The organism is Paenibacillus sp. MBLB1832, assembly GCF_032271945.1.
In the GTDB taxonomy this organism is placed as follows: Bacteria; Bacillota; Bacilli; order Paenibacillales; family NBRC-103111; genus Paenibacillus_E; species Paenibacillus_E roseopurpureus.
In genome coordinates this window covers 533653-560134 of record NZ_CP130319.1, presented here as the reverse complement: position 1 = coordinate 560134, position 26482 = coordinate 533653, and the positions used below count along the sequence as shown (strand labels likewise).

Genomic DNA, 26482 nt, shown 5'->3' with positions numbered 1-26482 from the left:
AAATCATGCTTTTATCCCTTGATAACATCCTATCTGCACAGCTCTATCTCCTACCAGCCAATCGCCAACCCATCGCCACGAGGATCAGCTGCACCGCTCAAGAAACCCTGCTTATCCATGACAATCCCCTGCGCTTGCCCCATCGCACCGTCCCAGGGTTTTACGATCTCCACCTGATGACCCCACTTTCTCAATCGCGCGTAAACGTCAGCCTCTAATCGATGCTCAATCTTCAGCGCATCCCCCTCTTCTCCCCATGTGCGCCCATACACCCAACGTGGAAGCGAAATCGCTTCTTGAATGGATAGGCCATAATCCAACACACCTGTCAGGATCGAAAGCTGCGTCTGCGGCTGACCCTCACCACCCTGAGTCCCATACAGCATATAAGGCTTCCCAGATCTGCTCACCATGGCGGGCATTAGCGTGTGGAACGATCTTTTTCGGGGTTCCAAGACATTCGCACACGAAGCATCGAGAGAGAAGTAGGAGCCGCGATTTTGCATAATCACACCTGTATCAATAGGAACATAACCCGCTCCAAAATCGAAATAGAGGCTCTGGATAAAAGAAACCGCATTCCCCGCTTCATCCACTACGGCTGCATAAGCGGTGTCTTGACCGATCGCTGGAGAGATATGCTCGCTGACACCAAAAGGCTTCGCCTGAATCTCACGCCACAACTCCTGTGCGTACGATTTGGAAAGCAAGGTATCCAGGGGAATATGCCTAAAATGGGGATCTGTGAGGTAGTGATCGCGGTCTTTGAACGCTTTTTTGATCACTTCAACCATAAGATGATAGTAATTGGCCGAGGCTCTGGGCACAGTTCCAAGATCAATATGCTCTAACATATTCATCATCATGAGCGCTGTGAAGCCTTGCGAGTTTGGCGGCATTTGATACAGCTCATAGCCACGGTACGTTGTTGAAATAGGCTCGACCCACTCACCCGTGTAACTGCGAAAATCGTCCTCCACCAGCAGTCCGCCATCCTCCTTAACGCTATCTACAATCTTCTGCATCAGTGCGCCTGTATAAAAGGCATCTCTGCCCCCCTGCTGAATGAGACGCAGCGATTGCCCTAAGTCTGGTTGGATCAGGCGGTCTCCCTCTCCCAGTAGCTCACCATCCCTCAGATACATTCGACTGAGCTGCGCAGAAGCACGAATTAACGCTTCATCCTTGCGCATCCAGAACAGCAAATTCCTTGAGATGGGAAAACCCTTCTCCGCATACGCAATAGCCCACTCCAGCAATGCCGCCCATGGCAGCTTGCCATGCCTTTCCCATACTTGCCACCAGGCATCCACCATACCTGGCACTGTGATCGCGCTCAGAACGCCGCGTTGCGGAATAAGATCCAGCCCTTGGCTTTTATAAAAATCAGGTGTCGCCCCTCCCGCTGACTTGCCGCTTCCGTTAAACCCCGTATAAGCGCCAGACGACGCATCATACATCAGGAAGAACGCATCTCCCCCGAGCCCCGTCATATGCGGATACACAACCCCTAAAGTCGCGCTAATCGCAATCGCCGCATCATAAGCATTGCCTCCTTGCTGCAAGATCGCACTCCCCACCGCACTTGCCAAATAATGCGGCGTCGCAACCATCGCTCGTTCGCCTCGTGGCATAATATTCAGCATGGGGTCGCCTCCCCTGCATAGACAGCTAGTGCCGCTTGCAGCGCTTTCCCTGTCGAAATATCGACACCATGCCAATGAAGTGTGGCCTCCAGTGCACCCAGTACATGCAGGACATTTTTCTGATTGCAGCTAAAACCCATCGTGCCAATCCGCCAAATCTGTCCCTTCAGCGGACCGAAGGAGGAGGCAATTTCAATGCCGAAGCTGCCCAGCAGCATTGCACGAACAGCCTCTCCATCTACGCCAGCTGGAATCCGAATACAAGTCACGACAGCCAGCTTGCAAGTCGGATCGCCGTATAGCGTCAGGCCCATGGCTTGCAGCCCGGCAACCAGCGCCGCTTCATGCTTTTTGTGCCGCTGAAATCGCGCCTCCAGCCCCTCCTGCAGCACGATGCGCAAGCCTTCCCGCAGCGCGTACAGCATCGTCGTCGCTTCGGTATGATGGTTGAGCCGCTTGGGGCTCCAATAATCCTGCAGTTGTCCGAGGTCGAAGTAATTGCTCGCGACGGGTCTAACGGTTGGCACCGCAGCGTCGATATCCCGCAAGCCCCGCTCGATCGTTTTGCGCCGGAGCACCTTTGCCTCGACACGCGCGTTATACGTAATCGGCGACATGCCCGATGGAACGGATAGGCATTTTTGCGTGCCGCCAATGACCGCATCTAACAACCATTCGTCTGTCCTAACAGGCACACCGCCGATGGTCGCCACTGCATCCACCACGAGCAGAGCATCCACACGCCGGCACTCCTCGCCGATGCCATCGAACGGCTGTACACAGCCTGTCGATGTTTCACCGTGCACCATCGCGACGATGGCAGGCTTTTCGCGCCCGATCGCTGCACTTATTTCCTCAGGGTCGAAGACCGTGCCCCACGCCTTCTCCAGCGTGACCACGGCCGCACCGCATCGTTCTGCAATTTCGACTAACAAATGTCCGAACCGTCCATATATCGGAACGAGCACCTTATCCCCAGGCTCAATGATGCTCACCAATACCGCTTCGATCCCTGAACGGGACGTGCCATCAATCGGAAACGCCCACTGATTGCTCGTTTGGAATACGTCGCGCAGCATATCCATCGTTTCATTCATTAGCTCTGTGAATTCTGGATCAAACTGACCCAGAATGGGGTAAGACATCGCGCGCAGCACCCTCGGGTCGACTTCAACAGGCCCTGGTGTCATGATCGTTCGAAGTGAAGGCGACAAATCTTTATAGGTTTTCATCTGCTTTTCCCCCATAGCCGTATTGATACAACACGTGAACGAGCGTTTGGAAACCGACGATCAACGCTTCGGGCTTCGTAAACTCTTCAGGACTGTGACTGATCCCTGCCTGACTTGGAACGAAAATCATCGCTGACGGACAGATCGGTCCGAACAGCTGTGCATCATGCCCAGCCCCGCTCGGCATCCGCATATGCGTATAGCCATAGAAGTCACAGGCCGTTTCAATTTCTAACGATATCCCGCCATCCATGGCTACTGGTAATGTATTTAAACGCTCCACTGTTGCTATATGAAGATCTCTTCGCACTGCTATTTTCTTAAACTTGCCAATCAATTCCGCACGAAAAGCCTCGATTTTTCGCTCGTCCGTATGCCGTATATCCAGTGTAAACTCCACTTCGCCAGGCACGACATTGGATGTTCCGCGCTTCACCTCTAAACGCCCAACCGTAGCCACCATAGGCTCGCCTTCAGCTAGCGCCATTTGCTCCGTCAGGGCAACCATTTCGGCGACTGCCGCCAGCGCATCCCTGCGCATCGTCATCGGTGTTGTCCCTGCGTGATTCGGTGTCCCCGTGACCACAACGGTCATCCGAATTTGCCCAACAATGGCTGTGACAACGCCGATTTGTTTATTTTTCACCTCAAGGACGGAGCCCTGCTCAATATGAATCTCCAAATAAGCACCAATATCGGTACGCTTCGCTGGATGAGGTACTGCCAGTGACGTCTCAAAACCAGCCTGCGCCATCGCCTCCAACAAGGTGACTCCCTCTGGATCGGCAAGATGGGCGCCATCCACCATCGACAACACGCCTGATACATGGCCGGAACCCCAATACGCAAGCGGGAACCGACTGCCTTCTTCCTCGCAAAAGGAGACCATTTCCAGCGTTCGTTTCGGCGTCCCGTACATGGCCTTTAAGTACCCAAGGGCCATCATCGAGGCGATGACGCCATAAGCGCCGTCGTATTTTCCGCCATTTTTAACCGTATCGATATGCGATCCTGTTAGTACAGGTTTTAACGTGGAATCGGAGCCTTGCAGTTTACCGAAGACATTGCCAATTTCATCAAAATCCGCCTTCAGCCCCATGCTCTGCATGCTGTCGATCAGCGCCAATTGCGCTTGGAGCCAAGGTTCTGTGTACAGGAGCCGCGTAACACCGCCCTTCGGGTCCGCGCCGAAGGCAGCAAGCCACTCCAACGTGTGCAGCATGCGCTCCCCGTACTGAGCTAGAAGGTCCTCCTGCGGTTGCTCATTCATCTTCGCCATCTAACCCGCCTCCAATCGATGCACGGTGTCGTATCCAAGCTCCCTCTGCCGCGTGGCTGACGCCTCCACCCCGCTCATACACCTTTACGCCGCGCAGGAACGTCGCTTTCACGCTGCAACCAAACGTCCTCCCCACGTAAGGACTTTGGGGGTGACGGTACAACAAATCGCTGGCCTGCAAGGTGTAACCCCCTGCTAAATCCACCAACGCCAGATCCGCGTCTGCCCCGAGGGCGATTTCGCCCTTGCGCGGATATAAACCAAAACGCTTCGCAGGCGCCAGCGATAACATCGCTGCTAGCTGCGTCAGAGGAATCCCCCGGCGCAAATAGCCTTCATCGAGCATGAGCTCGAGTGAGCTTTGCGCCCCGGAAATGCCACCCCACGCTTCGAAGAAATCCCCTTGCTTCATCGCTGCCGGCGATGGCGAATGATCCGAAGCGATGAGATCGAAGCGCCCTGCCGCCAGCTCCTCCCACAATCGGGCCTGATCTGCCGCTGAACGGATCGGAGGTGCGCACTTCGCAACAGGTCCGAGCCTTGCCACATCCTCGCTCGTTAGCGCCAAATAATGCGGACACGTCTCCACTGTCACGTCCAGCCCATTGGCTTTCGCTTCGGTGATAACCTTCACAGCTTCGGCGCTGGAAATATGCACGAAGTGCAGCTTACAGCCTGTCTGCTCCGCATAGCGTAAAGCGCGTTCTACCGCCTCCACTTCGGCGGCGATGGGTCGCGTCGCGATGAAATCCACCGCACTGCGCTTGCCTTGATGCGCCGCCTCAGCAGCCAGCCTGGAGACAATCTCCTCGCTCTCCGCATGGAGGGCCAGCACCAGACCCAAACGAGCGATTTCTTTCATCCCCTGAAGAAGGGTTTCATCATCTACTTCCCTGAAAATATCTTCCCCTTCGCCGCCTGGGCAGGACATGAACGCCTTAAAGCCAATCACACCCGCTTGTGCAAGCTCCTCCAACTGACCGATATTGCCAGGCACGAGACCGCCCCACAGCGCATAGTCCACATGCGACTTTCCCGCTGCCGCTTCCAGCTTCAGCTTCAATGCGCTTAGCCGAACTGTAGGCGGAACCCCGTTGAGCGGCATATCGAGATAGGTCGTGCACCCGCCAGCCGCCAAGGAAGCCGAGCCTGAAGCGAATCCTTCCCAGTGACCAAGCGCTGGTTCATTGAAGTGAACATGCGCATCGATCATCCCAGGGAGGATGGTCAGGTGCTCCGCATTAAACACAGGCGTTTGCTCCGAGTACGCCAAGTTTTCGCCTAGCGCTGCAATTTTACCATCGCGTATGCCGATATCTAGCTGCTCGCTGCCACTAGACAAGACCACAGTCCCACCGCATATGATCCCATCATATAAAGTCATCTTTGGAATCCTCCCTCGGAGCCATTTGCTTATCTGGGCTAACTTCCCCGATACGTGTTATACCCCCACGGGGCAATTAACAACGGGACATGATAATGGGTAGCTGCATTCGCAATACCGAAGCGTACGGGCACCTGCTCTAGAAAAGCTGGCTCTGGCAGCTCAACGCCTTGGGAGCGGAAATAATCACCTACATGAAAGAGAATTTCGTACGTCCCCGTTGTAAAATCGCCCCCACTCAGCATCGGCGCTGGCAGCCTGCCATCCTTATTCGTATAGTCTGAGTGCAGCAATGCAGCGCCGCTTTTTTGAATCCGAAAAAGCTCTATCTTTACGTTACCTGCCGGCCGCCCACTGTGAATATCGAGCACATGCGATGTGATTCCTACGCTCATAGGCCCTCCAGATCCTGCTTTGTCATCGAAAATCCCTGAAAACCATAAGGCGGCCTAGGTTCTGTAAAGACCTTGCCCTCACCTACAGCAACATCCTCCAGAATCGTTTCCCATGTCCGATTGTTCGACTCGAAGCGAATGTCTTTCAGCTGCGGGAACCGTTGTAAGGCTCGTTGACCGATGCGATAGATCAAATTTTGAATCGATGGCGAGTGCTGCTCATGGAAGACGGTATGCGCAATATCTCGAATTTGCTCAGCTGCTACATATCGCCCTAGATCGCAATCCCATGCATCCTCCGCCGATTCATAGCTCCATGCGATATCCAAAAAAATAAAAAGCGGACGATCTTGCGATTCCGGCAATGTCGTATATTCGTCACGTACGAAGCCAGCGAAGGAGCTGCCTTTGACTTTAATTAGTTTGAGGTCTGCTATACCTGCGGAGTGATCGACAAGGAGAATCTGGTCATCGGCATTGCGAATTAATTCGACAGCTGCGGTTGGGTGTTCATTTTGTGAATAGCGGTAGACGAGCTCTCCTGGCTGCAAGCCCTTCTCTCCAGGAACCTGCAGCACTTCAAAGGCGACCTGATCTGCACTCATTTTGATCCCCGTCATCCAAGGGTACTTCTCCAAGAAATGCCTGCTTGCAAATGCCAGGAACCCTTCCGCCGTAGCCCCCTCATACTCGCCTGCCTTGCGCAGAATAAAATTTTTCATGGAATCGGTCGCAACGACGCGTGAGTTATCCCCTTCGCTAAACGATGTGAACAGCTTCTCGCCGCTTACTGCAATTTTGATATTCATGCCGAACAGCACATTGTCGCGACCCGTAAAACCAGATTCAGGAATGAGCGAAATATTCGTGAGCGGCTTCGCATAGGAGCGATAGACCCAGACGTCGCCTTTCCCATAGTACATGATGCGTTCAGCGCCTTTGGCTTGCTCCATCGCTATCTCCTCCGTTTCATTCCTTACGAGATCGGCTAGGCGGAATCGCCCGATTTTACACACCTCCTGGAGAGCTGTTTGCAGCTCCGCTTCAGGAGTGCCTTGTAGACGACGGCGCAGCGCCTCGCGAATGGCATCTTTATGTTGACCTTTCACCGCCATGATAAAAGGGAACTGAAACGCTTCCGTGTAGTGTTTATTTAACGTCATAAACTGTTCGTATTCCTCTGAGGTTAGCTGCTGAAGTCCCGCGCCAGCCTGCTCTTGCACGGAATGCTCGGTCATCCTGACCCGCGTACCTAAATCGGGATGCGACCGAAGCAAAGCCAACTGTTCCTCTGGATCAGCTCGCCATACTTCCTGCTCCAAAGCGCCGACCATCTCGTCGATCGTAAGGAATGGCCGCGAGCCTGCTGCCCGCTCAGCCACCCACGGCGAGTGCTCATAGAGAGGTCCAAATGCGTGGATGAATGCCTCCACACTCATTGCATTGACTTGCTTCCAAGCGTACCGCATAGGCCTGCCACCTCGACTTCCGGCTGAGTTCCCCTTCAAGCTTCACCAACATTTTGTTTCATTGTAAGATTGTCATCCCTATGGGTCAATTTATATGAAAGAAGTTTGTAATCTTTCATAACAACGGCAAGTTTTTTTGTTTTTTTGCTAAAAGGGGGCTCTCCCAGACAACAAAACCACCAGGCTCCCCCAGTGGCTTCTCCATCAAAATCTCTGTTCCCGAATGTACGGAACCCCTAGCGCCTCTGGCGCGCCTGACGGTTTATTCTTATTCCGCCAACCGAGGAACATCAGGACGAGAATCGTGACAATGTACGGTATCATTTTCAGAAAATACGAAGGAATGTGGCTGCCGATCAGCTGCACACGGAAGCCCAGACTATCCAGCACGCCGAAAAAATACGCACACGCGAGGGCACGAATCGGATTCCATCTGGCGAAAATAATGAGCGCAACCGCAATCCAGCCGCGACCCGACGTCATTCCTTCGTTCCACGTAGGCGTGTATACGAGCAGTAAATCTGCTCCGCCAATCCCGATCAGCATCGAGCCGATGATGATACACCCATAGCGAATCGCAACCACAGGAATACCCATCACATCTGCCGTTGCGGGATTATCCCCGACCGCGCGAAGGTGCAGCCCCCACGACGTGCGGTGAATGAACAGGTGCATCGCCACTACCAGTACGAAACTTAACCATGTAAACAAATCCATGTGAGCGAAAATGTTCCCAATCACTGGCACAGGTTCCAGCCACGCCAGATGAAGCTTCGGTACCGCGCCGACCAGCGGCTGCCCGCTGACTGGTTTACCTAGGTATGCGCTGAGCCCCGCGCCGAAGATCGTCATCGCTAAACCGCACACAACTTGATTCGCATGCAGCGTAACACAGAGAAATCCGTGTAGCATGCCGAGCACGCCGCTAACCGCAAGCACACATAGCACCGCCAACAGCCCATTCCCTGTATGTATAAACACGAGACAGGAGGTGACCGCCCCCATCAGCATCAACCCTTCTGCACCAAGCTGCATAATCCCCGAACGCTCGATCAGAATGCCGCCCAGAACAGCTAGAAGCAGCGGGGTGCCCGAAGAGATCGCTGAAACCATGATTTGTGTCAAAGCATCCATCCCTTTGCCCTCCCTTTTCTTTACCGATTGCTTCGAATCCGCAATTTTCCAGCCATGCCACCCGCGATGAGGAAGAACAGAATCGCCCCTTGAATCATCGATGAAATGGACGAGGGAAGCCCTATCGTTTGCACACTATAGCCGCCAACAATAAGTCCGCCGAACAGCACGGAAGCAACGACGAGTCCCAGCGGATTCAGCTTCGCCAACCAGGCCACAATGATGGCCGTATATCCGTACCCCGGCGATATGCCGTACATCAAGCGATGCGCCACACCAGATACTTCGCTCATGCCTGCAAGCCCCGCCAAACCGCCGCTGATCACCATCACCACAAGCACATGGCGGGAAATCCGAATGCCTGCATGTTTCGCCGCTTCACTATTGGCCCCGATCAAGCGCAGCTCATAGCCCCACCGCGTGTACCTTACCACAAAGGCATATACCAACACTGCGATGATGGCGAAAATAAGCCCAACATGCAGTCGCGTCGTCCCGAAAGTCGGGAGCGTTTCCGCCGCTTTAAACATCGGTGATCCTGGGAAGTTAAAGCCTTTCGGATCTTTCCATGGACCAAACACCACATAGTTCAACGCCAGAAGCGCCACATAGTTCAGCATCAGTGAAGTGATGAGTTCATTCACCCCAAAATAGTTCCGCGGAATGGCCGTCAGCAATCCCCATAAGCCGCCTGCCACAATACCCGCAACGACCATCGCTGGCAAGGTTAGATACACAGGCAAATGTGGCAAGTACACCGTAATCGCCGTCGCCGCCATCGCGCCAGCAACGAACTGACCTTCCGCCCCGATGTTCCACACGGAAATACGGTACGCAATGGACACCCCGAGACCGCATAACAGCAAGGGAATCGCCTTTACGAGCGTTTCCGTCAGGCCAAAGGTGGAGCCGAAGGCGCCTTTGACCATTTTGCCGTACACCATGAAGGGATTCATGCCGTTCAGCGAGATGAAAATCCCGCATGCGATCAACGCCAGCACAATCGCGACCACCGTTACCCACCAAGGGCTGTTCGCGCCCGCGGGATCAATCTCCAGACGGTACGGCAGCCGCAAACCCGCGCCTCGCAAGGACCCTTTATTTTCAATCGGGAGACTTCCCGCTGTTCGTTGTTCGCTCATCCCGCATCCTCCTCAGACCCCGCCATCAGCATCCCAATGTGCTCACGAGTCGCCTCTTCACGGGGAATATTCCCCACAATGCGGCCCCCATATATGACAAGAATGCGATCCGCCAGGAGCAGTACCTCGTCCAAATCCTCCGAAATCAGCAGTACTGAACGCCCTTTGCTTCGCAAATCATCAAGCAGTTGATACACACCTTCTGTTGCGCCAACATCGAGCCCCTGAGTCGGATGAACCGCAATCATGAGCTTCGGCCCTTGGTCAATTTCTCTGGCAAAAAGCAGCTTCTGCTGATTCCCACCCGACATGAATTGAATCGGCGCATCCATCCCAGCCGTCTTCACATCGAAAAGCTCAATCAACCGCTGTGACCAACTCCGATTGCTTCCCGTCCGAAGCAAACCAAAGCGCGACCGTTCCCGCGAACGGTAGGTTTTGAACAACAGATTATCGACTGAACCCAAGCTTCCCGCTAGACCGCTGCGCATCCGACTCTCAGGGACATGACCGATGCCCATCTGAATAGCATCCCGAACCGAACCGTTATGAAGCGCCTCGCCATCGAATTGCACATCCCCCTGCTTCCACGCACGAAGTCCCGTTAGCACCTCCACCAGCTCCTTCTGCCCATTGCCCGAGACGCCAGCCACACCTACAATTTCACCTTTGCCCACTTGAAAATGAAGCCCATCCAGCACCTTGCGTCCATGTTCCGCATAGACATCAAGCCCTCTGACAGTCAGCATTGGCTCCCCTGTTGCCGATGATCGCTGCCGCGTGGGCGTCTGCAGCTTCTCACTACCCATCATGAGCTGAGCCAGCTCGCGCTCATTCGTTGCCGTCTTGGGCAGCGTTGCAATCATCTTGCCCTTGCGCATAACCGAAATACGGTCCGCAGCGAACATAACCTCTTTGAGCTTATGTGTCGTCATGATGACCGTTTTGCCTTCCTTCTTCATTCGATCCAGCGTCTCGAATAACTGATCCACCTCGCCAGGCGTCAGGACCGACGTCGGCTCATCCAAAATAATAAAATCCGCTCCCCGATAGAGCGTCTTCACAATCTCGACCCGCTGCTGCTCGCCAACAGATAGCTGCCAGATGGGCCGATCTACGGGAAACAGCAGACCAAAACGTTTGGAAATCGCCTCGATTTCCTCTGATTTTCGGGCGAGCCAGCTGGGCCCGCGCCAGAAAGACCCCGCCTCGCCGAGCACAATGTTTTCCGCAGCGGTCAACGTTTGCACGAGGCGGAAGTTCTGAAATACCATGCCGATGCCCAGCTTCATCGCATCCTTCGGCGAGCGAATCCGCACCTTCTCGCCATGAATCCAAATATCGCCGCTGGTCGGGCGGTACACGCCAGACAGCATGCACATCATCGTGCTTTTGCCAGCACCATTTTCACCGAGCAGGGCGTGGATTTCACCTGCCCTTGCCCGAAAATCAACCTCATCGTTCGCAAGCACAGAACCAAATTGTTTAACGATGCGAACCATCTCGACGGCATCCTTCTCGTGTATATGCATGCGTACCGACCTCCTCATCCCGCCACTTCCTCGGCTCTCTACATCTTCGTGCCCTGATACAACAAAACAGCATCTCCCATCAGGGATTTGCTGTTTAGGTAAACGAGATAGCGGAGCCGTTCGTGTCGTTCCCTTTATCCTCACTATACGGCCCACCGATCTTAGACGTCAATGAACTTGACATCATCTTGGGTCTTGTAACGAAAAGGTGAAGGAAGTTTGTGCTCCGAACCAAAACATATGTAAGATTACATCACTTAGATAAGAAAAATCCACCATAGACAAATCCAGCAAGAATAACAAAAGCGGGATGAATCTTACGAATCTGTATCAAATAAAAGGCCGCCGCGGCGATACCGATAAACTGTAGATACCCGATCACCTTCGTCGATTCCACCAAGGAGCTCCATGTCACCAGCACCATCATCATCGCAATGACTGGCTGCACGAGCAGCGTCATGCCTTTAATCACAGGTGACTGCTTGTATTTCTGCAGGATATTCAGCAAAATAATTAGGGCGATAATCGCCGGAATTACCGTAGCCGCTACCGCAATCAAAACGCCGATCCAGCCACCGATCTGATAGCCGACATAAGCGGCAATTTTCGTTGCTATCGGGCCAGGCAGTGCATTGCCCAGCGCTAACATATTCGAGAACTCACTGCTCGTCATCCAACCGTGATTCGTCACAATTTCCTGGAACATGAGCGGGATGGACGAAGGCCCTCCCCCGTAACCGAACACGTTCGCCAGAAAGAAACTAACGAGCAAATGCCACCAATCCATCATACGCCATCACCTTTGCCAAGCTGTTTCTCGCCCTTCCTCCACTTGTTCTTTAGCTTATGATGGAAGGCCCCGTATAAAAGGAACATGAAAATAACGATGGCTGGGTGCACAGAAAACGGCTTTAATAGGAGAAAGGATAAGATAAAACAAGTCACACCCGGTGCCCATCCCAGTCCTTTAATCGCTTTTTCTCCGAACTCATACGCCATCACGCCCAGCATTACCGCGACGATCGGCACAACCGCTGCAATCATCCCCTTGATCACAGGCGACGTACTGAAAAACGTAATAAACGAATACAACCCCACCATCGCGGCACAGGTCGGCAAAATATGAGCAAGCACACCAATTAGCGCCCCCCAGCTTCCCTTCAGTCGATAGCCCAAATAGCCCGCGAGCTTCGTCGCGATTGGCCCAGGCAGTGTATTCGCGATCGCAAGCACCTCCATAAACTCTTCATCCTTCATCCACTGGAAACGCGTAACCGCCTCATATCGGATTAGTGGCACAATCGAGGGTCCCCCGCCATACCCGAGGATCCCCGTCCGGAACATTGCTGTTCCTATCTGAACATAGGCATTTGCCACTATGATTCCCTCCCATTCCATCGTTGTTTCAAACCTAGAAGCAAGTTAAGCTCTATTGTATTATAAAATGAAGCCATGATTCGGATTCTCTTTATTTTTTTGTGAAATTAACAAACTTTCTTGGAAAACTTGGGACTTGGTTTAAAGCCTTGCGACTACCCTAATGGCGATATCGGCTGATTATTTGTTAAAATGATGTGAAAAAAGAGCCTTACCTGGATTTCTCCAAGTAAGGCTCTTTCAGTCGCTTGGCAACGTTCTACTCTCCCAGAACCCTGCGGTTCAAGTACCATCGACGCTGGAAGGCTTAACGGTCGTGTTCGAGATGGGAACGCGTGGATCCCTTCCGCCATCATCACCAAACAGTCAAAGCGTGATTTGCGCCTTGAAAACTAGATACGAAACTGAAGTAAAGTATGCTACTTAGGAAAGCTGAGAGACTTTTAGCTCCGCTAAAAGATCCCTATATTAGGTTAAGCCCTCGACCGATTAGTATTCGTCAGCTGCATACGTTACCGCACTTCCACCTCGAACCTATCAACCTCGTCGTCTACAAGGGGTCTTACATACTGGGAAATCTCATCTTGAGGGGGGCTTCGCGCTTAGATGCTTTCAGCGCTTATCCCCTCCGTACATAGCTACCCAGCGATGCCTCTGGCGAGACAACTGGTACACCAGCGGTACGTCCATCCCGGTCCTCTCGTACTAAGGACAGCTCCTCTCAAATTTCCTACGCCCGCGACAGATAGGGACCGAACTGTCTCACGACGTTCTGAACCCAGCTCGCGTACCGCTTTAATGGGCGAACAGCCCAACCCTTGGGACCTACTTCAGCCCCAGGATGCGATGAGCCGACATCGAGGTGCCAAACCTCCCCGTCGATGTGGACTCTTGGGGGAGATAAGCCTGTTATCCCCAGGGTAGCTTTTATCCGTTGAGCGATGGCCCTTCCATTCGGTACCACCGGATCACTAAGTCCGACTTTCGTCCCTGCTCGACTTGTAGGTCTCGCAGTCAAGCTCCCTTATGCCTTTGCACTCTGCGAATGATTTCCAACCATTCTGAGGGAACCTTTAAACGCCTCCGTTACATTTTAGGAGGCGACCGCCCCAGTCAAACTGCCCACCTGACACTGTCCCCATACCGGTTCACGGTACCAGGTTAGAACTCCGATACGATCAGGGTGGTATCCCAACGGCGCCTCCACCCAAGCTGGCGCTCAGGCTTCAAAGGCTCCCACCTATCCTGTACAGATCGTACCAAAGTCCAATATCAAGCTGCAGTAAAGCTCCATGGGGTCTTTCCGTCTTGTCGCGGGTAACCTGCATCTTCACAGGTATTAAAATTTCACCGGATCTCTCGTTGAGACAGCGCCCAAGTCGTTACGCCATTCGTGCGGGTCAGAATTTACCTGACAAGGAATTTCGCTACCTTAGGACCGTTATAGTTACGGCCGCCGTTTACTGGGGCTTCAATTCATAGCTTCGGGTTGCCCCTAACCACTCCTCTTAACCTTCCAGCACCGGGCAGGCGTCAGCCCGTATACTTCGCCTTGCGGCTTCGCACAGACCTGTGTTTTTGCTAAACAGTCGCTTGGGCCTTTTCACTGCGGCCCCCTCGGGCTATTCACCCTACCGAGGCACCCCTTCTCCCGAAGTTACGGGGTCATTTTGCCGAGTTCCTTAACGAGAGTTCTTCCGCGCGCCTTAGAATTCTCTTCTCACCCACCTGTGTCGGTTTGCGGTACGGGCACCTTCGCCTGGCTAGAAGCTTTTCTTGGCAGTGTGAAATCATGACCTTCGGTACTTAAGTTTCCCTCCCCATCACAGCCCAGCCTTACGGTTAGCGGATTTGCCTACTAACCAGCCTCACTGCTTGGACGAGCATCCATCAGCTCGCGTCACTATCCTTCTGCGTCACTCCATTGCTCATAACGGCTACGGTGGTACAGGAATTTCCACCTGTTGTCCATCGACTACGCCTTTCGGCCTCGCCTTAGGTCCCGACTTACCCTGAGCGGACGAGCCTTCCTCAGGAACCCTTAGGTTTTCGGCGGATCAGATTCTCACTGATCTTTTCGTTACTTATACCGGCATTCTCACTTGTGTACGCTCCACCTGTCCTTACGGTCAGAATTCAATGTATACACAACGCTCCCCTACCCATGCACTAAAGTGCAAGCCATAGCTTCGGTGGCGTGTTTAGCCCCGTTACATTTTCGGCGCAGAGTCACTCGACCAGTGAGCTATTACGCACTCTTTCAATGGTGGCTGCTTCTAAGCCAACATCCTGGTTGTCTGTGCAACTCCACATCCTTTCCCACTTAACACACACTTGGGGACCTTAGCTGATGGTCTGGGCTGTTTCCCTTTTGACAATGGATCTTAGCACTCACTGTCTGACTCCCGGATTTAAGTTTGTGGCATTCAGAGTTTGACTGGACTTGGTAACCCTTGGCGGGCCCCGCACCCAATCAGTGCTTTACCTCCACAACTCCACATCCGAGGCTAGCCCTAAAGCTATTTCGGGGAGAACCAGCTATCTCCGAGTTCGATTGGAATTTCTCCGCTACCCCCACCTCATCCCCGAATTTTTCAACATTCGTGGGTTCGGGCCTCCAGTGAGTGTTACCTCACCTTCACCCTGGACAGGGGTAGATCACACGGTTTCGGGTCTACGTCCACGTACTGGGGCGCCCTATTCAGACTCGCTTTCGCTGCGGCTCCGTCTTTTCAACTTAACCTCGCACGGGAACGTAACTCGCCGGTTCATTCTACAAAAGGCACGCCATCACCCATATAGAGGGCTCTGACTTTTTGTAAGCACACGGTTTCAGGTTCTTTTTCACTCCGCTTCCGCGGTGCTTTTCACCTTTCCCTCACGGTACTGCTTCACTATCGGTCACTAGGGAGTATTTAGCCTTGGCAGATGGTCCTGCCGGATTCCGACGGGGTTTCACGTGACCCGCCGTACTCAGGATACCTCTAGGCATACGTTCGATTTTGGCTACAGGGCTTTTACCTTCTATGCCGGACCTTTCCAGATCACTTCGCCTACCGAACTTTTGCCACGTCGAGGTCCTACAACCCCAAGGAGCAAGCTCCTTGGTTTGGGCTATTCCGCTTTCGCTCGCCGCTACTGACGGAATCACTTTTGTTTTCTTTTCCTCCAGGTACTTAGATGTTTCAGTTCCCTGGGTCTGCCTCTACAGTAGCTATGTATTCACTACTGAGTAACTGCGCATTACCACAGCTGGGTTCCCCCATTCGGACATCCCCGGATCAAAGCCTGCTTACGGCTCCCCGAGGCATTTCGTCGTTCGCCACGTCCTTCTTCGGCTCCTAGTGCCTAGGCATCCTCCGTGTGCTCTTTCTAGCTTAACCTAGAAATTACATTTAAAGATTGTGCAAGATCCGAAGATCATGCTACCTAAGTTCTTACTTTACATTTCGTTTCGTTATCTAGTTTTCAAGGAACAAGTTGCGAATCGTAGATTCGTCAACAATGTTGCAACCATTACATGCGCAAAGCGATGTTGGTTGTCAACGGGTTTGAAGGGTTAATTCATCCTTCAAAACTGAACACGAGTGAGTAAAGCTTGACTGGTCTTATCAAGACCGAGTCTCCATAGAAAGGAGGTGATCCAGCCGCACCTTCCGATACGGCTACCTTGTTACGACTTCACCCCAATCATCTACCCCACCTTCGGCGGCTGGCTCCCTTGCGGGTTACCCCACCGACTTCGGGTGTTGTAAACTCTCGTGGTGTGACGGGCGGTGTGTACAAGACCCGGGAACGTATTCACCGCGGCATGCTGATCCGCGATTACTAGCAATTCCGACTTCATGCAGGCGAGTTGCAGCCTGCAATCCGAACTGAGATCGGCTTATAAGGATTGGCTCCACCTCGCGGCTTCGCTTCCCGTTGTACCGACCATTGTAGTACGTGTGTAGCCCAGGTCATAAGGGGCATGATGATTTGACGTCATCCCCACCTTCCTCCGGTTTGTCACCGGCAGTCATCCTAGAGTGCCCACCCAAAGTGCTGGCAACTAAGATCAAGGGTTGCGCTCGTTGCGGGACTTAACCCAACATCTCACGACACGAGCTGACGACAACCATGCACCACCTGTCTCCTCTGCCCCGAAGGGAAGCCCTATCTCTAGGACGGTCAGAGGGATGTCAAGACCTGGTAAGGTTCTTCGCGTTGCTTCGAATTAAACCACATACTCCACTGCTTGTGCGGGTCCCCGTCAATTCCTTTGAGTTTCACTCTTGCGAGCGTACTCCCCAGGCGGCATACTTACTGTGTTAACTTCGGCACCGAGAAATCGAATCCCCGACACCTAGTATGCATCGTTTACGGCGTGGACTACCAGGGTATCTAATCCTGTTTGCTCCCCACGCTTTCGCGCCTCAGCGTCAGTTATAGGCCAGAAAGTCGCCTTCGCCACTGGTGTTCCTCCACATCTCTACGCATTTCACCGCTACACGTGGAATTCCACTTTCCTCTCCTACACTCAAGTCATCCAGTTTCCAATGCGAACCGGGGTTGAGCCCCGGGATTAAACACCAGACTTAAATGACCGCCTGCGCGCGCTTTACGCCCAATAATTCCGGACAACGCTTGCCCCCTACGTATTACCGCGGCTGCTGGCACGTAGTTAGCCGGGGCTTTCTTCTCCTATACCGTCACACACCAGGCAGTTACTCCTGATGCTGTTCGTCTAGGGCAACAGAGCTTTACGATCCGAAAACCTTCATCACTCACGCGGCGTTGCTCCGTCAGACTTGCGTCCATTGCGGAAGATTCCCTACTGCTGCCTCCCGTAGGAGTCTGGGCCGTGTCTCAGTCCCAGTGTGGCCGTTCACCCTCTCAGGTCGGCTACGCATCGTCGCCTTGGTGAGCCGTTACCTCACCAACTAGCTAATGCGCCGCAGGCCCATCTTCAAGCCACAGATTGCTCCGTGTTTCATGATTCTCTCATGCGAGAAAACCAGCTATCCGGTCTTAGCTATCGTTTCCGATAGTTATCCCAATCTTGAAGGCAGGTTGCCTACGTGTTACTCACCCGTCCGCCGCTAACCACACCCGAAGGTGTGATCCGCTCGACTTGCATGTATTAGGCACGCCGCCAGCGTTCGTCCTGAGCCAGGATCAAACTCTCCATAAAAGAAAGATGACTTGCTCATTTTGATGCTAGCGAGATTATTAATCTCATTTATAGTCGATTACTCGACTTACAACATATCCAGAGGAAATGTCGCTTCGAAAGCTTTCGCTTTACTCACTCGTTGTTCAGTTTTCAAAGATCAATTTCTTTCGCTCACTGCCGTGTTACCGTAGCAGCGAGAAGTAATATACCACAGATCGTTTTTCAATTGCAAGCACTTTTTTTCGTGTCTCTCAAAGCGGCTTGGCTCAAGAACAACGAGGACTAATGTACCATGCTCAGAAAACAATTACAACCCCTTTGGAAAAGTTCCACAATTCCAATTGTTTCGAATAGTTCCTCCTATTATAAATAGAAGGAATACAAAAAAAGGCTCTGGCGCATATGCACCAGAACCTTCATTTTCATTTTAACCTTGGCTGCCAATAAAGACGTATCGCGCAATGATCAACAGAGCAAGGATCCACATTAACCAGTGAACGTTGTATTTCTTGTCACTTTTGCCACCTAAATTAGCAGCTGTCGCAAGAACAACGTACGTTACGATTCCGAAGGAAATCCCGTTCGCAATGTTGTATGTGAAAGGCATCAATACGATCGTTAGAAACGCAGGAATCGCGATAACGAAGTCTTGGAAGTCAATTTCTTTGATGGATTGAACCATAAGCACACCAACAACGATCAAAGCTGCCGCAGTTGCAGAACCTGGTACCAGCATAGCAATTGGCGCCAAGAACAGGGCAAGCAAGAAGCATACGCCTGTTGTTACTGCAGTCAAACCTGTACGTCCGCCCTCAGCAACACCAGCTGCGCTTTCAACATATGCTGTTACTGTGCTTGTTCCAAGCAGAGCTCCGCCGCTAACGCCGATTGCGTCAACGAACATCGCTTTACCAACGCGTTTGTTGCCTTCTTCTTTGTTCTTCATAATACCAGCGCGGGAAGCAGTCCCGACCATCGTACCGAATGTATCAAATAACTCAACGAACGTAAATGTAGCAATAACTGAGATGATGCCTGTCGTCATAATACCTGCGAAATCAAAATCCGCGAAACGCAGTTTGGACATATCAGGTACCCAAGTCGTTTTGTCACTAGTTAATGTACCTAGGTCAACCATCCCCATGAAATAACCGACAACGGTTGTTCCTAGAATACCGAACAAGATGGCGCCGCGAACGCGAAGTACCATTAAGATGGAGATCAATAGAATGCCTACGAGTGTTAAAATAACACCTTTATCTTCTAATGAACCCATGTGGAAGATCGTTTCAAAAGAAAGAACATCCGTAAATTGATGCGCTTTGATGTCATTACCTGCTTCAACGGCAACGGTAAGGATACCGCTGTTTTTGAAACCGATCATGGCAATAAACAAACCAATACCAACTGTGATGGCATGCTTCAAGCTATCTGGAATAGCGACAAGAAGCATTTGACGGATTTTCGTAACCGTAAGGATGATGAATATAATTCCGGAAATAAATACGGCAGTCAGTCCCATAGCAAACGTAAACTTCCCTTGCGAGGTCAAAATGATCGTCGCGAAGTACGCATTTAAACCCATACCTGGTGCAAGCGCCACTGGGAAGTTAACAAAAAGCCCCATCGCTATCGTCATCACACCTGCTGCAATAGCTGTTGCTAAGAAAATCGCAGTCCAATCTCCGCCCGTTGCCCCTGATTTAAATGCACTTAGAATGTCTGGATTTACTGCAAGGATGTAAGCCATCGTCATGAACGTTGTAATCCCTGCCATGATTTCTGTTCTTACCGTGGTGCCATTTTGTTTCAGCTTAAAAAAACGATCCAAATCCATCTTCCTACTCCTCCTAATGAATGGTGGGATTGCGCGAAGCGAACGTGCTCTATACGTGCTGGCAAACAGCAAAAAACCCAGAATCGTCTTGCTGATTCTGGGTACGAAAAAGGAGCCGTCCATATGAGGGCTGCCTTCAATAGGTGAAGTCGCACGATAAACTCATACGGATATCGTTCCTTTTTTTCGTAGCCAGATCATTTGCGGTGATCTCGTAGAAACTCCCAGGCCAATCCCCGAGATTATACGAAAAACTGTTATCCAATTTCATATTTTAGTGAGGAATTGACCAATTGTCAACATAAAAAACCGAACATTAAAAGGGCAAAATCTCCCAGAACGTTCGGCTTTTTTGACGACTTAAAAGTACCTTTGTATATTCATTCTTTACACCTTTGTTGGGAAGCATAACCATGAGGTGATTATTATGAGGAAATCTTTCGCAGCCATTTTACTATTGATTATTTTAGTTATTTCGAGTAGGGGCACTGTCCATGCTGCACCACAGCCATCATCTAAAGAAACAACAGAAAAACTGACCCATGATACGTTGCTAACGACACTTTTTCCATATCTCCAGCAAGCTGTTACCAGTTACTATGGCCATCCCAAGCAGTTTGATTTATTTAATGCTAAAATTCTACATATTAAAAGAGAACGCGAAGGCGGTTTTGGTTTTATTGTCAATGTTCAAGTAAAAACATTTGAAGGTGCTCATAATCCGCCCTACGGCACAGAAACGATAACGATTGATGTTAATCCTGCTCGGGTTAGCGTGACGGATTATAAGCATAAGGATGGGTAATTCGTTTATAAGTCCTTGTTTCCGTCTATGTACTTAAGGTTGAAGCGAAACTTATCGATCCTCCATCCAGAATCCGCTTTTGCCAAGTGAATGTTGTAGGTCCCGACGAATGTCCGCACATTTTGCCCTGTTGGATTCGGATAGTAGTGACTAGCTATTCCATAGCAAAATACGTCTGCTCCGTCCTCCGTGGCATCTACCAAATAGTTGCCGACCTGATGATGGATAGCCTGAAGCTTCCTTAGTCCCTCTTCCCAACCCGCAGCTACTTGTTCACCGCTTAGGACCGTCGGCTCTCCAGCCCCCATGGAGCTCATATCGAGCAAAACTTCAGCCGCCAAAGTCCGCTTGACGCCATCCCAGTCCCGCTCATCCGTAAAAATAAACAATTCATTCACGGTTCTAATAATCGCTTCGTGCTGTGTCATCCGCCATCACTCCTCCATCATCCATTATGTTTTATAGGCTAGCTAATTAATTTCAACTTCGCTCTTTGCAGTATCAGCCTCTGATAAACCACAATATAGCGGTCTAATAATTGACTTATCTTTACGACACTTTCGTTGGTAAAACTGCCATAAATACTTGCCTGCTCAACCATCTGGCAGCGTAACAAGTTAATTTTAGCTTGAAGAATAGTTTCCATAGATTCCACCCTGCATCACCAACAATTCTATGAAGTATTTTTCCGAAAAATTCATCTTATTTGGTAATAATAACACTGTGTCATTAGGAAAATATTAGAAAATTTTTTAGAATTAATTATAAAAAATACTCTCTTTCATTTGCTATACAACACAAATGAAAGAGAGTATTTTTTCAGCCTATTCCCACTCAATCGTAGCCGGCGGCTTGGACGTGATGTCATACACGATACGGTTGACGTTCTCGACTTCGTTCACGATACGAACGGAGATCTTCTCGAGCACATCCCACGGGATACGCGCCCAGTCAGCGGTCATGCCGTCGATGGACGTTACTGCGCGGATGCCGACGGTGTAGGAATACGTACGGCCGTCACCCATGACGCCTACGCTTTTCATGCCAGGCAGCGCTGTGAAGTACTGCCAGATCTCGCGATCTAAGCCAGCTTTGGCGATTTCATCGCGCAGGATGGCGTCGGATTCACGTACGATTTTCAACTTATCCTCGGTAACCTCACCTAAGACGCGAATCGCAAGACCAGGCCCTGGGAACGGTTGTCTCCATACGATCGCCGCAGGAAGGCCGCACTCTTCGCCCACTTTACGTACTTCGTCTTTGAACAAGGTTTTGAGTGGTTCTACGAGCTTGAACTTCATATCTTTCGGCAGTCCGCCAACGTTGTGGTGGGATTTGATCGTTTGGGCGGTTGCTGTGCCGCTTTCTACGATATCCGTATATAACGTGCCTTGTGCCAAGAAGGTAAAGTCATCAAACTTGCTGGACTCTTCTTCAAACACGCGAATGAATTCGGTGCCGATGATTTTACGTTTTTGCTCTGGATCCGAAACGCCAGCCAATTTGCCGAGGAAACGGTCTTTCGCATCTATTTTGACAACTTTCATATCGAATTTGCCTACAAATGTTTCCATGACGCTCTCGCCTTCGCCTTGACGCAGAAGACCGTGGTCGATGAACATACATGTCAATTGAGCGCCGATTGCTTTATGAAGCAGGATCGCAACAACGGAGGAATCTACGCCGCCGCTTAGTGCGCAAAGCACTTTTTTATCGCCAACCTCAGCACGAAGCTCTTTAATCATATCTTCCACGAAGGAAGACATCGTCCAGTCACCTTCACAGCCACACACTTCATAGATGAAGTTGCGGATCATTTCGTTTCCTTGAACAGAGTGACGAACCTCAGGGTGGAACTGAACTGCATGAATGTTGCGATCGCGGTTGCTCATTGCAGCAATAGGCAGTGAATCGGTACTTGCTTGTACCACAAAACCCTCAGGAAGTACGGAAACGTGGTCACCGTGACTCATCCAGACCGTTTGCTGTGCATCAAGACCTTTCACCAACGGGTTTTCGCTTGAGAAAACAAGATCAGCTTTGCCGTACTCACGCGTGTGCGCAGCTTCAACTTTACCGTTCAATTGGTGAGCAATTAACTGCATGCCGTAACAAATCCCCAAGATCGGAATGCCCAAATCGTAGACACCCGCATCCACAGCAGGAGCGCCTTCGCCATAAACACTGGCAGGTCCGCCTGAGAACACGATCCCTTTCGGGTTCAACTCGCGTATTTTATCAACCGATGTATTGTGCGGCAGCAATTCGCTGTATACGCCCAAATCACGGATTCGTCTAGCAATCAATTGATTGTATTGTCCGCCAAAATCTAAAACAACGATCATTTCACTCGGTTTACTCATTATCCGACCTCCTAGGTTCGTAGCAATAGAAGCGTCAGGAGCAGAACCCCACCCTTGTCCACTTCTTGCTATCTCTAGGTACTAATTTTAAACATTAGGCACCTAGGATGTAAAGGGAATTTACTGTGACTTTTGAATCGCTTTCCAAATCGCTGTAATTTCCCGTTTCGAATACGTCATGGCGCGAGCCGGATCATAGCGAACACTTTCATAGATTTGGGCAAAAGTCAGCAGCGCCTGCTGTCGGTCACGCTGGGGCACAGGGAGTCCCATCACGTATTCGCGTACGGTTTGGTTCGCCGGTTTGACTCCGTATTTGCGGAATAACTGCCGCCACAAACGATCCATATAAGGAGTAAGCGGATGTACGTTCTCGGCTTCTGTGTTGTAGGTAGACGAGCGTCCTCTGCTAGGAAGCAGATAGCCTTGGCGACGAAGAATGGCCGCTAACCCCATCAACAACACGAGACAGCTAACAGCATAAAAAACGCTGCTTCTATAAGCCTTTACCAAATGGACCAGATTATTCTTCGCTGTTTGCACCCATTGATTCGAACGAGCGATTAAGGAATCAGAGACCGCGGTATGCTTCACCGCACCAGTTGATGGCTCCTTCATGGCTGCAGTCATCGCATCTCTCGGGAGATCTGCGGATATCGCTGAATAGCCTGGCGTCGGTTCGAATGGAACCCATCCCACGGAAGGGAAATAAACCTCCACCCACGCATGCGCATCTAGATTGCGGACAATCACATCCTGAAGCCCCTCATCATCGTAGCCGCCTTGCGCGGTGCCCGGTGCAAAGCCTTTGACCCACCGCGCTGGCACGCCCACCGAACGAAGCATCACGACCATGGCCGTGGAAAAATGATCACAATACCCTACCCGATCGACGAACAGGAAATGGCTGACGAAATCTTCACTGCGAGTGGGCAGGGTCGGCTTTTCGAGACTATAGGTATAGGTATGGCTCAAATATTGCTCGATCGCGACGGCCTTGGCATACGGCGTTTCGCGGTTTAATGTCACCTGCTCCGCCAAGCTCCGCACAGTTCGCGGCAGCGATGACGGCAATTGCAGGTAGGCGTTTGTGATATCCGCAGGATAGGCTCCCGAGTCCGCGTTCAGCAAGGTCGGGTCTTCCGTGACAGGCTGGACGGTGATTTGGTAATACGACAGAGGTTCTGCAATTTCTGGCAGCACGGTTTTCCCGCTAGCCTTGGACATCAGCAGCGTGTCGGAGGCAAGCTGCTTCCCTTTCTCGGTCAGCAGCTTATCCACGCTCAGTAATTGACCGCCTGCAAATAGCTGCTTGTTCAGCGATTTACCGCTCAGCAGGATTTCCTGCTTGATTACGGGAGCGGCTGAAGCTGGTGTAGAAGCTGCGAAGCTGACCAAATAAGGATTAGGCTCGGTCCAGCCTTTGCCGTCGTAGACGCTTTTGGACTCGCCGCGCCAATAGGTGAGGATCGGTGTTCGTGCTGTGAAAATCGGCGTTGTGTCCACCTGGAGTGGACCTCCAAGCGCCATATCATTCAACCCGTAGCCTGAGGTAGCTATAGCAGGGGTGCTTCCTGTTTCTTCGTTATACAGTTCAAATAAACGATCATACCAATGCCACCAGGAGATTGGCTTCATCAACGGCGCAGCGTCTGTCTGTTTGGCCGATAACCAACCAACACCCGTTAGCACTCCCACGATGAGTAGACTAGCCATCAACCATTGCATGTAGTTCCCCGCACGTGTCGAAGTCACACGAAAGGTCTGTTCAATCCTCGATAGATTGAGCAGCGCCATCAAGAGCAGTCCATAGCACAGTGTGCGGATCATCCCTTGTGTCGTGTCCGCCCCTAACAAAAGTTGGATGCCGACCAAATACAAAACGGTAGCCATGACCAACCAGAGGCTGTGCTGTCTCTGGAGCATCAAGGCTTGAACAACGGAGAGCAGCAACGACCAGCCGAACAAGAAAAGAAGCGTACGCATTTCTCCGCTAATCACGTCTAAGTGACCTTGGACGAGATAGGCAATGTCCTGCGCAAAGGTTCTCATGACTTCCATGAGCCATCCACCGCTGACCAATTGCTCTCGGTCAAACAGATAGCCAATAAACACAACAATGATGATACACTTGGCCAGCCACCCCCAACTATAGGGGACTCTGAAGCAATCTATGGCCAGGCAAAGCCCAAATACAACAAGCAGCGGTCCTATTGGCATGGACGCATCTGCCATCCACGCTAGCGGGCGCAGCCATTCGGAGAGCAGCAGTAAGAGCAGCAAGGAGAGCAGGCCGTCTCGAAACAAATGCGGTTGAACAACCGCCGCATGATCGGCGCGAAAGATGAGCTTGGACGGGATGCGCGTTGCGCCCGAACCCGACGAACTAGCCCGTGAACGGGCCTGTGAACGGCCAGAGCCGGGAGTGCTTGAGCGCGAGCGGTCAGCGCGGGATGGCGCTGGAGAATTCGTGCTCGTATGTGATGCCAAAGAATGAGAGCGCCGGCGATGTTCAAGCGGTTGCATCCGCTACACCCCCTTGCACAGGCCACTGGCTCTGCGGATGCGGCACTTCCGTGAAGCTGCAGCCTGCGGCTTGCAGCTGGGAAGCCCCCTCTCGCTCTGCGACCGAGAGGGACGGCCGCGCGTGCACGTAGATCACGTGCACGGCTCGGCGCCTGGCGCGCGCGTCGGCTACCGCGCGCACCAGCGCCGTATCCAGCGTCGATGTGATGCACAGCATCGACGCCTCAGGCGGCAAGTCCGCCGCCTCTTTCCTGACGAGGTCAGGAAAGGGCAGGGCGGGCTTGCCGCCCACGCTCGCGAGCACTTCGTACGCGAGCGTCAGGTCGGGGCGAATCGTCGGCGCGATTCGCCTTGTGGTGGAGGAGCTGCAGGCGAAGCCGCAGCTCTCGCGCCCGGAGGCGGCAGCTTCGAAGAAGCCCGCCGCGAGGGCGACGCCCTTCTCCAGCAGCGGCTGCGCCGCCTCAGCTGGACCCGCCGCAGGCGCGCTGTCGAGCAGCAGCATCCACTTCGTGGAGGCGGTGGGCTCGGGGTCTTTAGTCATCAGCCGGCTGAGCCGGGCGGATGATTTCCAGTGGATGCGGTGATACGGATCACCGCTGGCATAATCGCGGACGCCGCTGATCAGCGGCGTTTCCGCTTTTGGCCCGCGCTTGTTTGAGACGTCGCCCTCATCGGACTGGAACTCCATCCCCCTTCGATCCAACGCGTCTGGTCGTGGGTACACGATATAGCGCTGCAGATCTTCCCGCACCATTTTACGAACAGCAAAACCAAAAAGATCCCCCGTCACCGCCTCCAAATGAGCAAATCGGTAACTGCCTCGCAGGAGATGTGTGATCCTGTAAGGGAGCACACACGTACGTTGGAACCATGGGAACAACAGCTTGCTGTAGGAGAGCTTCATCCCGCTTCCTTCATGCATCCAGGTTTCTTTCACGACTAACCACGGGAGAGGCACAGGCGATTGATGCTTGATTTCCAATACAATGGTCAAATCATCGCCCGAGACCAGCACATTGCTGGATAGGTGGCGATTGACCTGCAAACCTTTTAACGCAAACACATAGAAGAATCCGGCTTGAATCCAGATCAAGGACAAACAGATGCCTAAATACCAGGCTCCTACGCCGCCTTGCTGATAAGCCAAATAGATCGAACCTACACAAGCCGCGAATAAGAGTGTCGTTTTTCCCCAGCTTTTCATTG

Annotated in this window: 18 protein-coding genes, 3 rRNA genes and 1 riboswitch; of the genes, 1 reads left to right on the top strand and 20 read right to left on the bottom strand. The window is 51.9% G+C overall.

The annotated features are described in order from the left end of the window. Positions 1–50 precede the first annotated feature (50 nt). The 15 genes from ggt to MJB10_RS02555 form a co-directional block, all read right to left on the bottom strand. Entirely contained in the window at positions 51–1646 is a 1596-nt protein-coding gene (ggt, locus tag MJB10_RS02625; protein WP_314801486.1) for a gamma-glutamyltransferase, read from the bottom strand. Further along, positions 1640–2878: a pyridoxal-phosphate-dependent aminotransferase family protein gene (locus MJB10_RS02620; protein WP_314801484.1), complete on the bottom strand. Its 1239-nt coding sequence runs from the start codon at positions 2876–2878 to the stop codon at positions 1640–1642. The genes ggt and MJB10_RS02620 overlap by 7 nt, the downstream gene beginning before the upstream one ends. Further along, positions 2865–4157, bottom strand: a complete 1293-nt coding sequence (locus tag MJB10_RS02615; protein ID WP_314801481.1) for a Zn-dependent hydrolase — start codon at positions 4155–4157, stop codon at positions 2865–2867. The genes MJB10_RS02620 and MJB10_RS02615 overlap by 14 nt, the downstream gene beginning before the upstream one ends. Continuing rightward, positions 4141–5541, bottom strand: a complete 1401-nt coding sequence (locus tag MJB10_RS02610) for an allantoinase (protein WP_314801478.1) — start codon at positions 5539–5541, stop codon at positions 4141–4143. The genes MJB10_RS02615 and MJB10_RS02610 overlap by 17 nt, the downstream gene beginning before the upstream one ends. Positions 5542–5579: 38 nt before the next feature. After that, on the bottom strand, positions 5580–5936 hold the full coding sequence (gene uraH, locus MJB10_RS02605; RefSeq protein ID WP_314801475.1) for a hydroxyisourate hydrolase: 357 nt from the start codon (positions 5934–5936) through the stop codon (positions 5580–5582). After that, positions 5933–7405, bottom strand: a complete 1473-nt coding sequence (gene pucL, locus MJB10_RS02600) for a factor-independent urate hydroxylase (protein WP_314801473.1) — start codon at positions 7403–7405, stop codon at positions 5933–5935. Before pucL ends, uraH begins: the two co-directional genes overlap by 4 nt. 204 nt (positions 7406–7609) lie before the next feature. Further along, a complete protein-coding gene (locus tag MJB10_RS02595) occupies positions 7610–8539 on the bottom strand; it encodes an ABC transporter permease (protein ID WP_314801471.1) in 930 nt (309 codons plus the stop codon). A gap of 20 nt (positions 8540–8559) precedes the next feature. Further along, positions 8560–9681 (bottom strand): ABC transporter permease, encoded by a 1122-nt coding sequence (locus MJB10_RS02590; protein ID WP_314801469.1) that lies wholly within the window; start codon positions 9679–9681, stop codon positions 8560–8562. Beyond that, entirely contained in the window at positions 9678–11213 is a 1536-nt protein-coding gene (locus tag MJB10_RS02585) for an ABC transporter ATP-binding protein (RefSeq protein WP_314801468.1), read from the bottom strand. The genes MJB10_RS02590 and MJB10_RS02585 overlap by 4 nt, the downstream gene beginning before the upstream one ends. A 253-nt stretch (positions 11214–11466) precedes the next feature. After that, positions 11467–12003 carry a chromate transporter gene (locus tag MJB10_RS02580; protein WP_314801466.1) on the bottom strand — a complete coding sequence of 179 codons (537 nt, stop codon included), beginning with the start codon at positions 12001–12003 and terminating at the stop codon, positions 11467–11469. Beyond that, the gene (locus MJB10_RS02575) at positions 12000–12590 is read right to left on the bottom strand and encodes a chromate transporter (protein ID WP_314801463.1); all 591 of its coding nucleotides are present in this window, start codon (positions 12588–12590) and stop codon (positions 12000–12002) included. Before MJB10_RS02575 ends, MJB10_RS02580 begins: the two co-directional genes overlap by 4 nt. A 246-nt stretch (positions 12591–12836) precedes the next feature. Continuing rightward, a 5S ribosomal RNA gene (gene rrf, locus MJB10_RS02570) occupies positions 12837–12953 on the bottom strand. Between the two features lie 106 nt (positions 12954–13059). Next, positions 13060–15973 (bottom strand): 23S ribosomal RNA (locus tag MJB10_RS02565). 248 nt (positions 15974–16221) lie between these two features. Beyond that, a 16S ribosomal RNA gene (locus MJB10_RS02560) occupies positions 16222–17763 on the bottom strand. Together the 16S, 23S and 5S rRNA genes form the textbook arrangement of a ribosomal RNA operon. A gap of 409 nt (positions 17764–18172) precedes the next feature. Then, entirely contained in the window at positions 18173–19576 is a 1404-nt protein-coding gene (locus MJB10_RS02555) for an NCS2 family permease (protein WP_314805455.1), read from the bottom strand. Between the two features lie 175 nt (positions 19577–19751). Beyond that, positions 19752–19852, bottom strand: a riboswitch (purine riboswitch). Positions 19853–20009: 157 nt separating this feature from the next. Between MJB10_RS02555 and MJB10_RS02550 the strand changes: the two genes are divergently transcribed. Beyond that, positions 20010–20387 carry a DUF3888 domain-containing protein gene (locus tag MJB10_RS02550; RefSeq protein WP_314801460.1) on the top strand — a complete coding sequence of 126 codons (378 nt, stop codon included), beginning with the start codon at positions 20010–20012 and terminating at the stop codon, positions 20385–20387. A gap of 5 nt (positions 20388–20392) precedes the next feature. Here the strand turns inward: MJB10_RS02550 and MJB10_RS02545 are convergent, their stop codons facing one another. From MJB10_RS02545 to MJB10_RS02530, 5 genes are all read right to left on the bottom strand, one after another. Beyond that, positions 20393–20815 carry a nuclear transport factor 2 family protein gene (locus tag MJB10_RS02545; RefSeq protein WP_314801458.1) on the bottom strand — a complete coding sequence of 141 codons (423 nt, stop codon included), beginning with the start codon at positions 20813–20815 and terminating at the stop codon, positions 20393–20395. A gap of 38 nt (positions 20816–20853) precedes the next feature. Beyond that, positions 20854–21033 (bottom strand): Spo0E family sporulation regulatory protein-aspartic acid phosphatase, encoded by a 180-nt coding sequence (locus tag MJB10_RS26645; RefSeq protein ID WP_397386565.1) that lies wholly within the window; start codon positions 21031–21033, stop codon positions 20854–20856. Between the two features lie 178 nt (positions 21034–21211). Continuing rightward, positions 21212–22750, bottom strand: a complete 1539-nt coding sequence (gene guaA / locus MJB10_RS02540) for a glutamine-hydrolyzing GMP synthase (RefSeq protein ID WP_314801455.1) — start codon at positions 22748–22750, stop codon at positions 21212–21214. Between the two features lie 120 nt (positions 22751–22870). Then, positions 22871–25276, bottom strand: a complete 2406-nt coding sequence (locus MJB10_RS02535) for a transglutaminase-like domain-containing protein (RefSeq protein ID WP_314801452.1) — start codon at positions 25274–25276, stop codon at positions 22871–22873. After that, positions 25263–26480, bottom strand: coding sequence for a DUF58 domain-containing protein (locus MJB10_RS02530; RefSeq protein ID WP_314801449.1), 1218 nt, complete (start codon positions 26478–26480; stop codon positions 25263–25265). The genes MJB10_RS02535 and MJB10_RS02530 overlap by 14 nt, the downstream gene beginning before the upstream one ends. Positions 26481–26482 lie beyond the last annotated feature (2 nt).

What these genes read in the sequence shown, in the direction of transcription:
- ggt (WP_314801486.1), bottom strand. Translation starts at nt 1,646, where the DNA reads ATGCTGAATATTATGCCACGAGGCGAACGAGCGATGGTTGCGACGCCG.
- MJB10_RS02620 (WP_314801484.1), bottom strand. Translation starts at nt 2,878, where the DNA reads ATGAAAACCTATAAAGATTTGTCGCCTTCACTTCGAACGATCATGACA.
- MJB10_RS02615 (WP_314801481.1), bottom strand. Translation starts at nt 4,157, where the DNA reads ATGGCGAAGATGAATGAGCAACCGCAGGAGGACCTTCTAGCTCAGTAC.
- MJB10_RS02610 (WP_314801478.1), bottom strand. Translation starts at nt 5,541, where the DNA reads ATGACTTTATATGATGGGATCATATGCGGTGGGACTGTGGTCTTGTCT.
- uraH (WP_314801475.1), bottom strand. Translation starts at nt 5,936, where the DNA reads ATGAGCGTAGGAATCACATCGCATGTGCTCGATATTCACAGTGGGCGG.
- pucL (WP_314801473.1), bottom strand. Translation starts at nt 7,405, where the DNA reads ATGCGGTACGCTTGGAAGCAAGTCAATGCAATGAGTGTGGAGGCATTC.
- MJB10_RS02595 (WP_314801471.1), bottom strand. Translation starts at nt 8,539, where the DNA reads ATGGATGCTTTGACACAAATCATGGTTTCAGCGATCTCTTCGGGCACC.
- MJB10_RS02590 (WP_314801469.1), bottom strand. Translation starts at nt 9,681, where the DNA reads ATGAGCGAACAACGAACAGCGGGAAGTCTCCCGATTGAAAATAAAGGG.
- MJB10_RS02585 (WP_314801468.1), bottom strand. Translation starts at nt 11,213, where the DNA reads ATGCATATACACGAGAAGGATGCCGTCGAGATGGTTCGCATCGTTAAA.
- MJB10_RS02580 (WP_314801466.1), bottom strand. Translation starts at nt 12,003, where the DNA reads ATGATGGATTGGTGGCATTTGCTCGTTAGTTTCTTTCTGGCGAACGTG.
- MJB10_RS02550 (WP_314801460.1), top strand. Translation starts at nt 20,010, where the DNA reads ATGAGGAAATCTTTCGCAGCCATTTTACTATTGATTATTTTAGTTATT.
- MJB10_RS02545 (WP_314801458.1), bottom strand. Translation starts at nt 20,815, where the DNA reads ATGACACAGCACGAAGCGATTATTAGAACCGTGAATGAATTGTTTATT.
- MJB10_RS26645 (WP_397386565.1), bottom strand. Translation starts at nt 21,033, where the DNA reads ATGGAAACTATTCTTCAAGCTAAAATTAACTTGTTACGCTGCCAGATG.
- guaA (WP_314801455.1), bottom strand. Translation starts at nt 22,750, where the DNA reads ATGAGTAAACCGAGTGAAATGATCGTTGTTTTAGATTTTGGCGGACAA.
- MJB10_RS02535 (WP_314801452.1), bottom strand. Translation starts at nt 25,276, where the DNA reads ATGCAACCGCTTGAACATCGCCGGCGCTCTCATTCTTTGGCATCACAT.
- MJB10_RS02530 (WP_314801449.1), bottom strand. Translation starts at nt 26,480, where the DNA reads ATGAAAAGCTGGGGAAAAACGACACTCTTATTCGCGGCTTGTGTAGGT.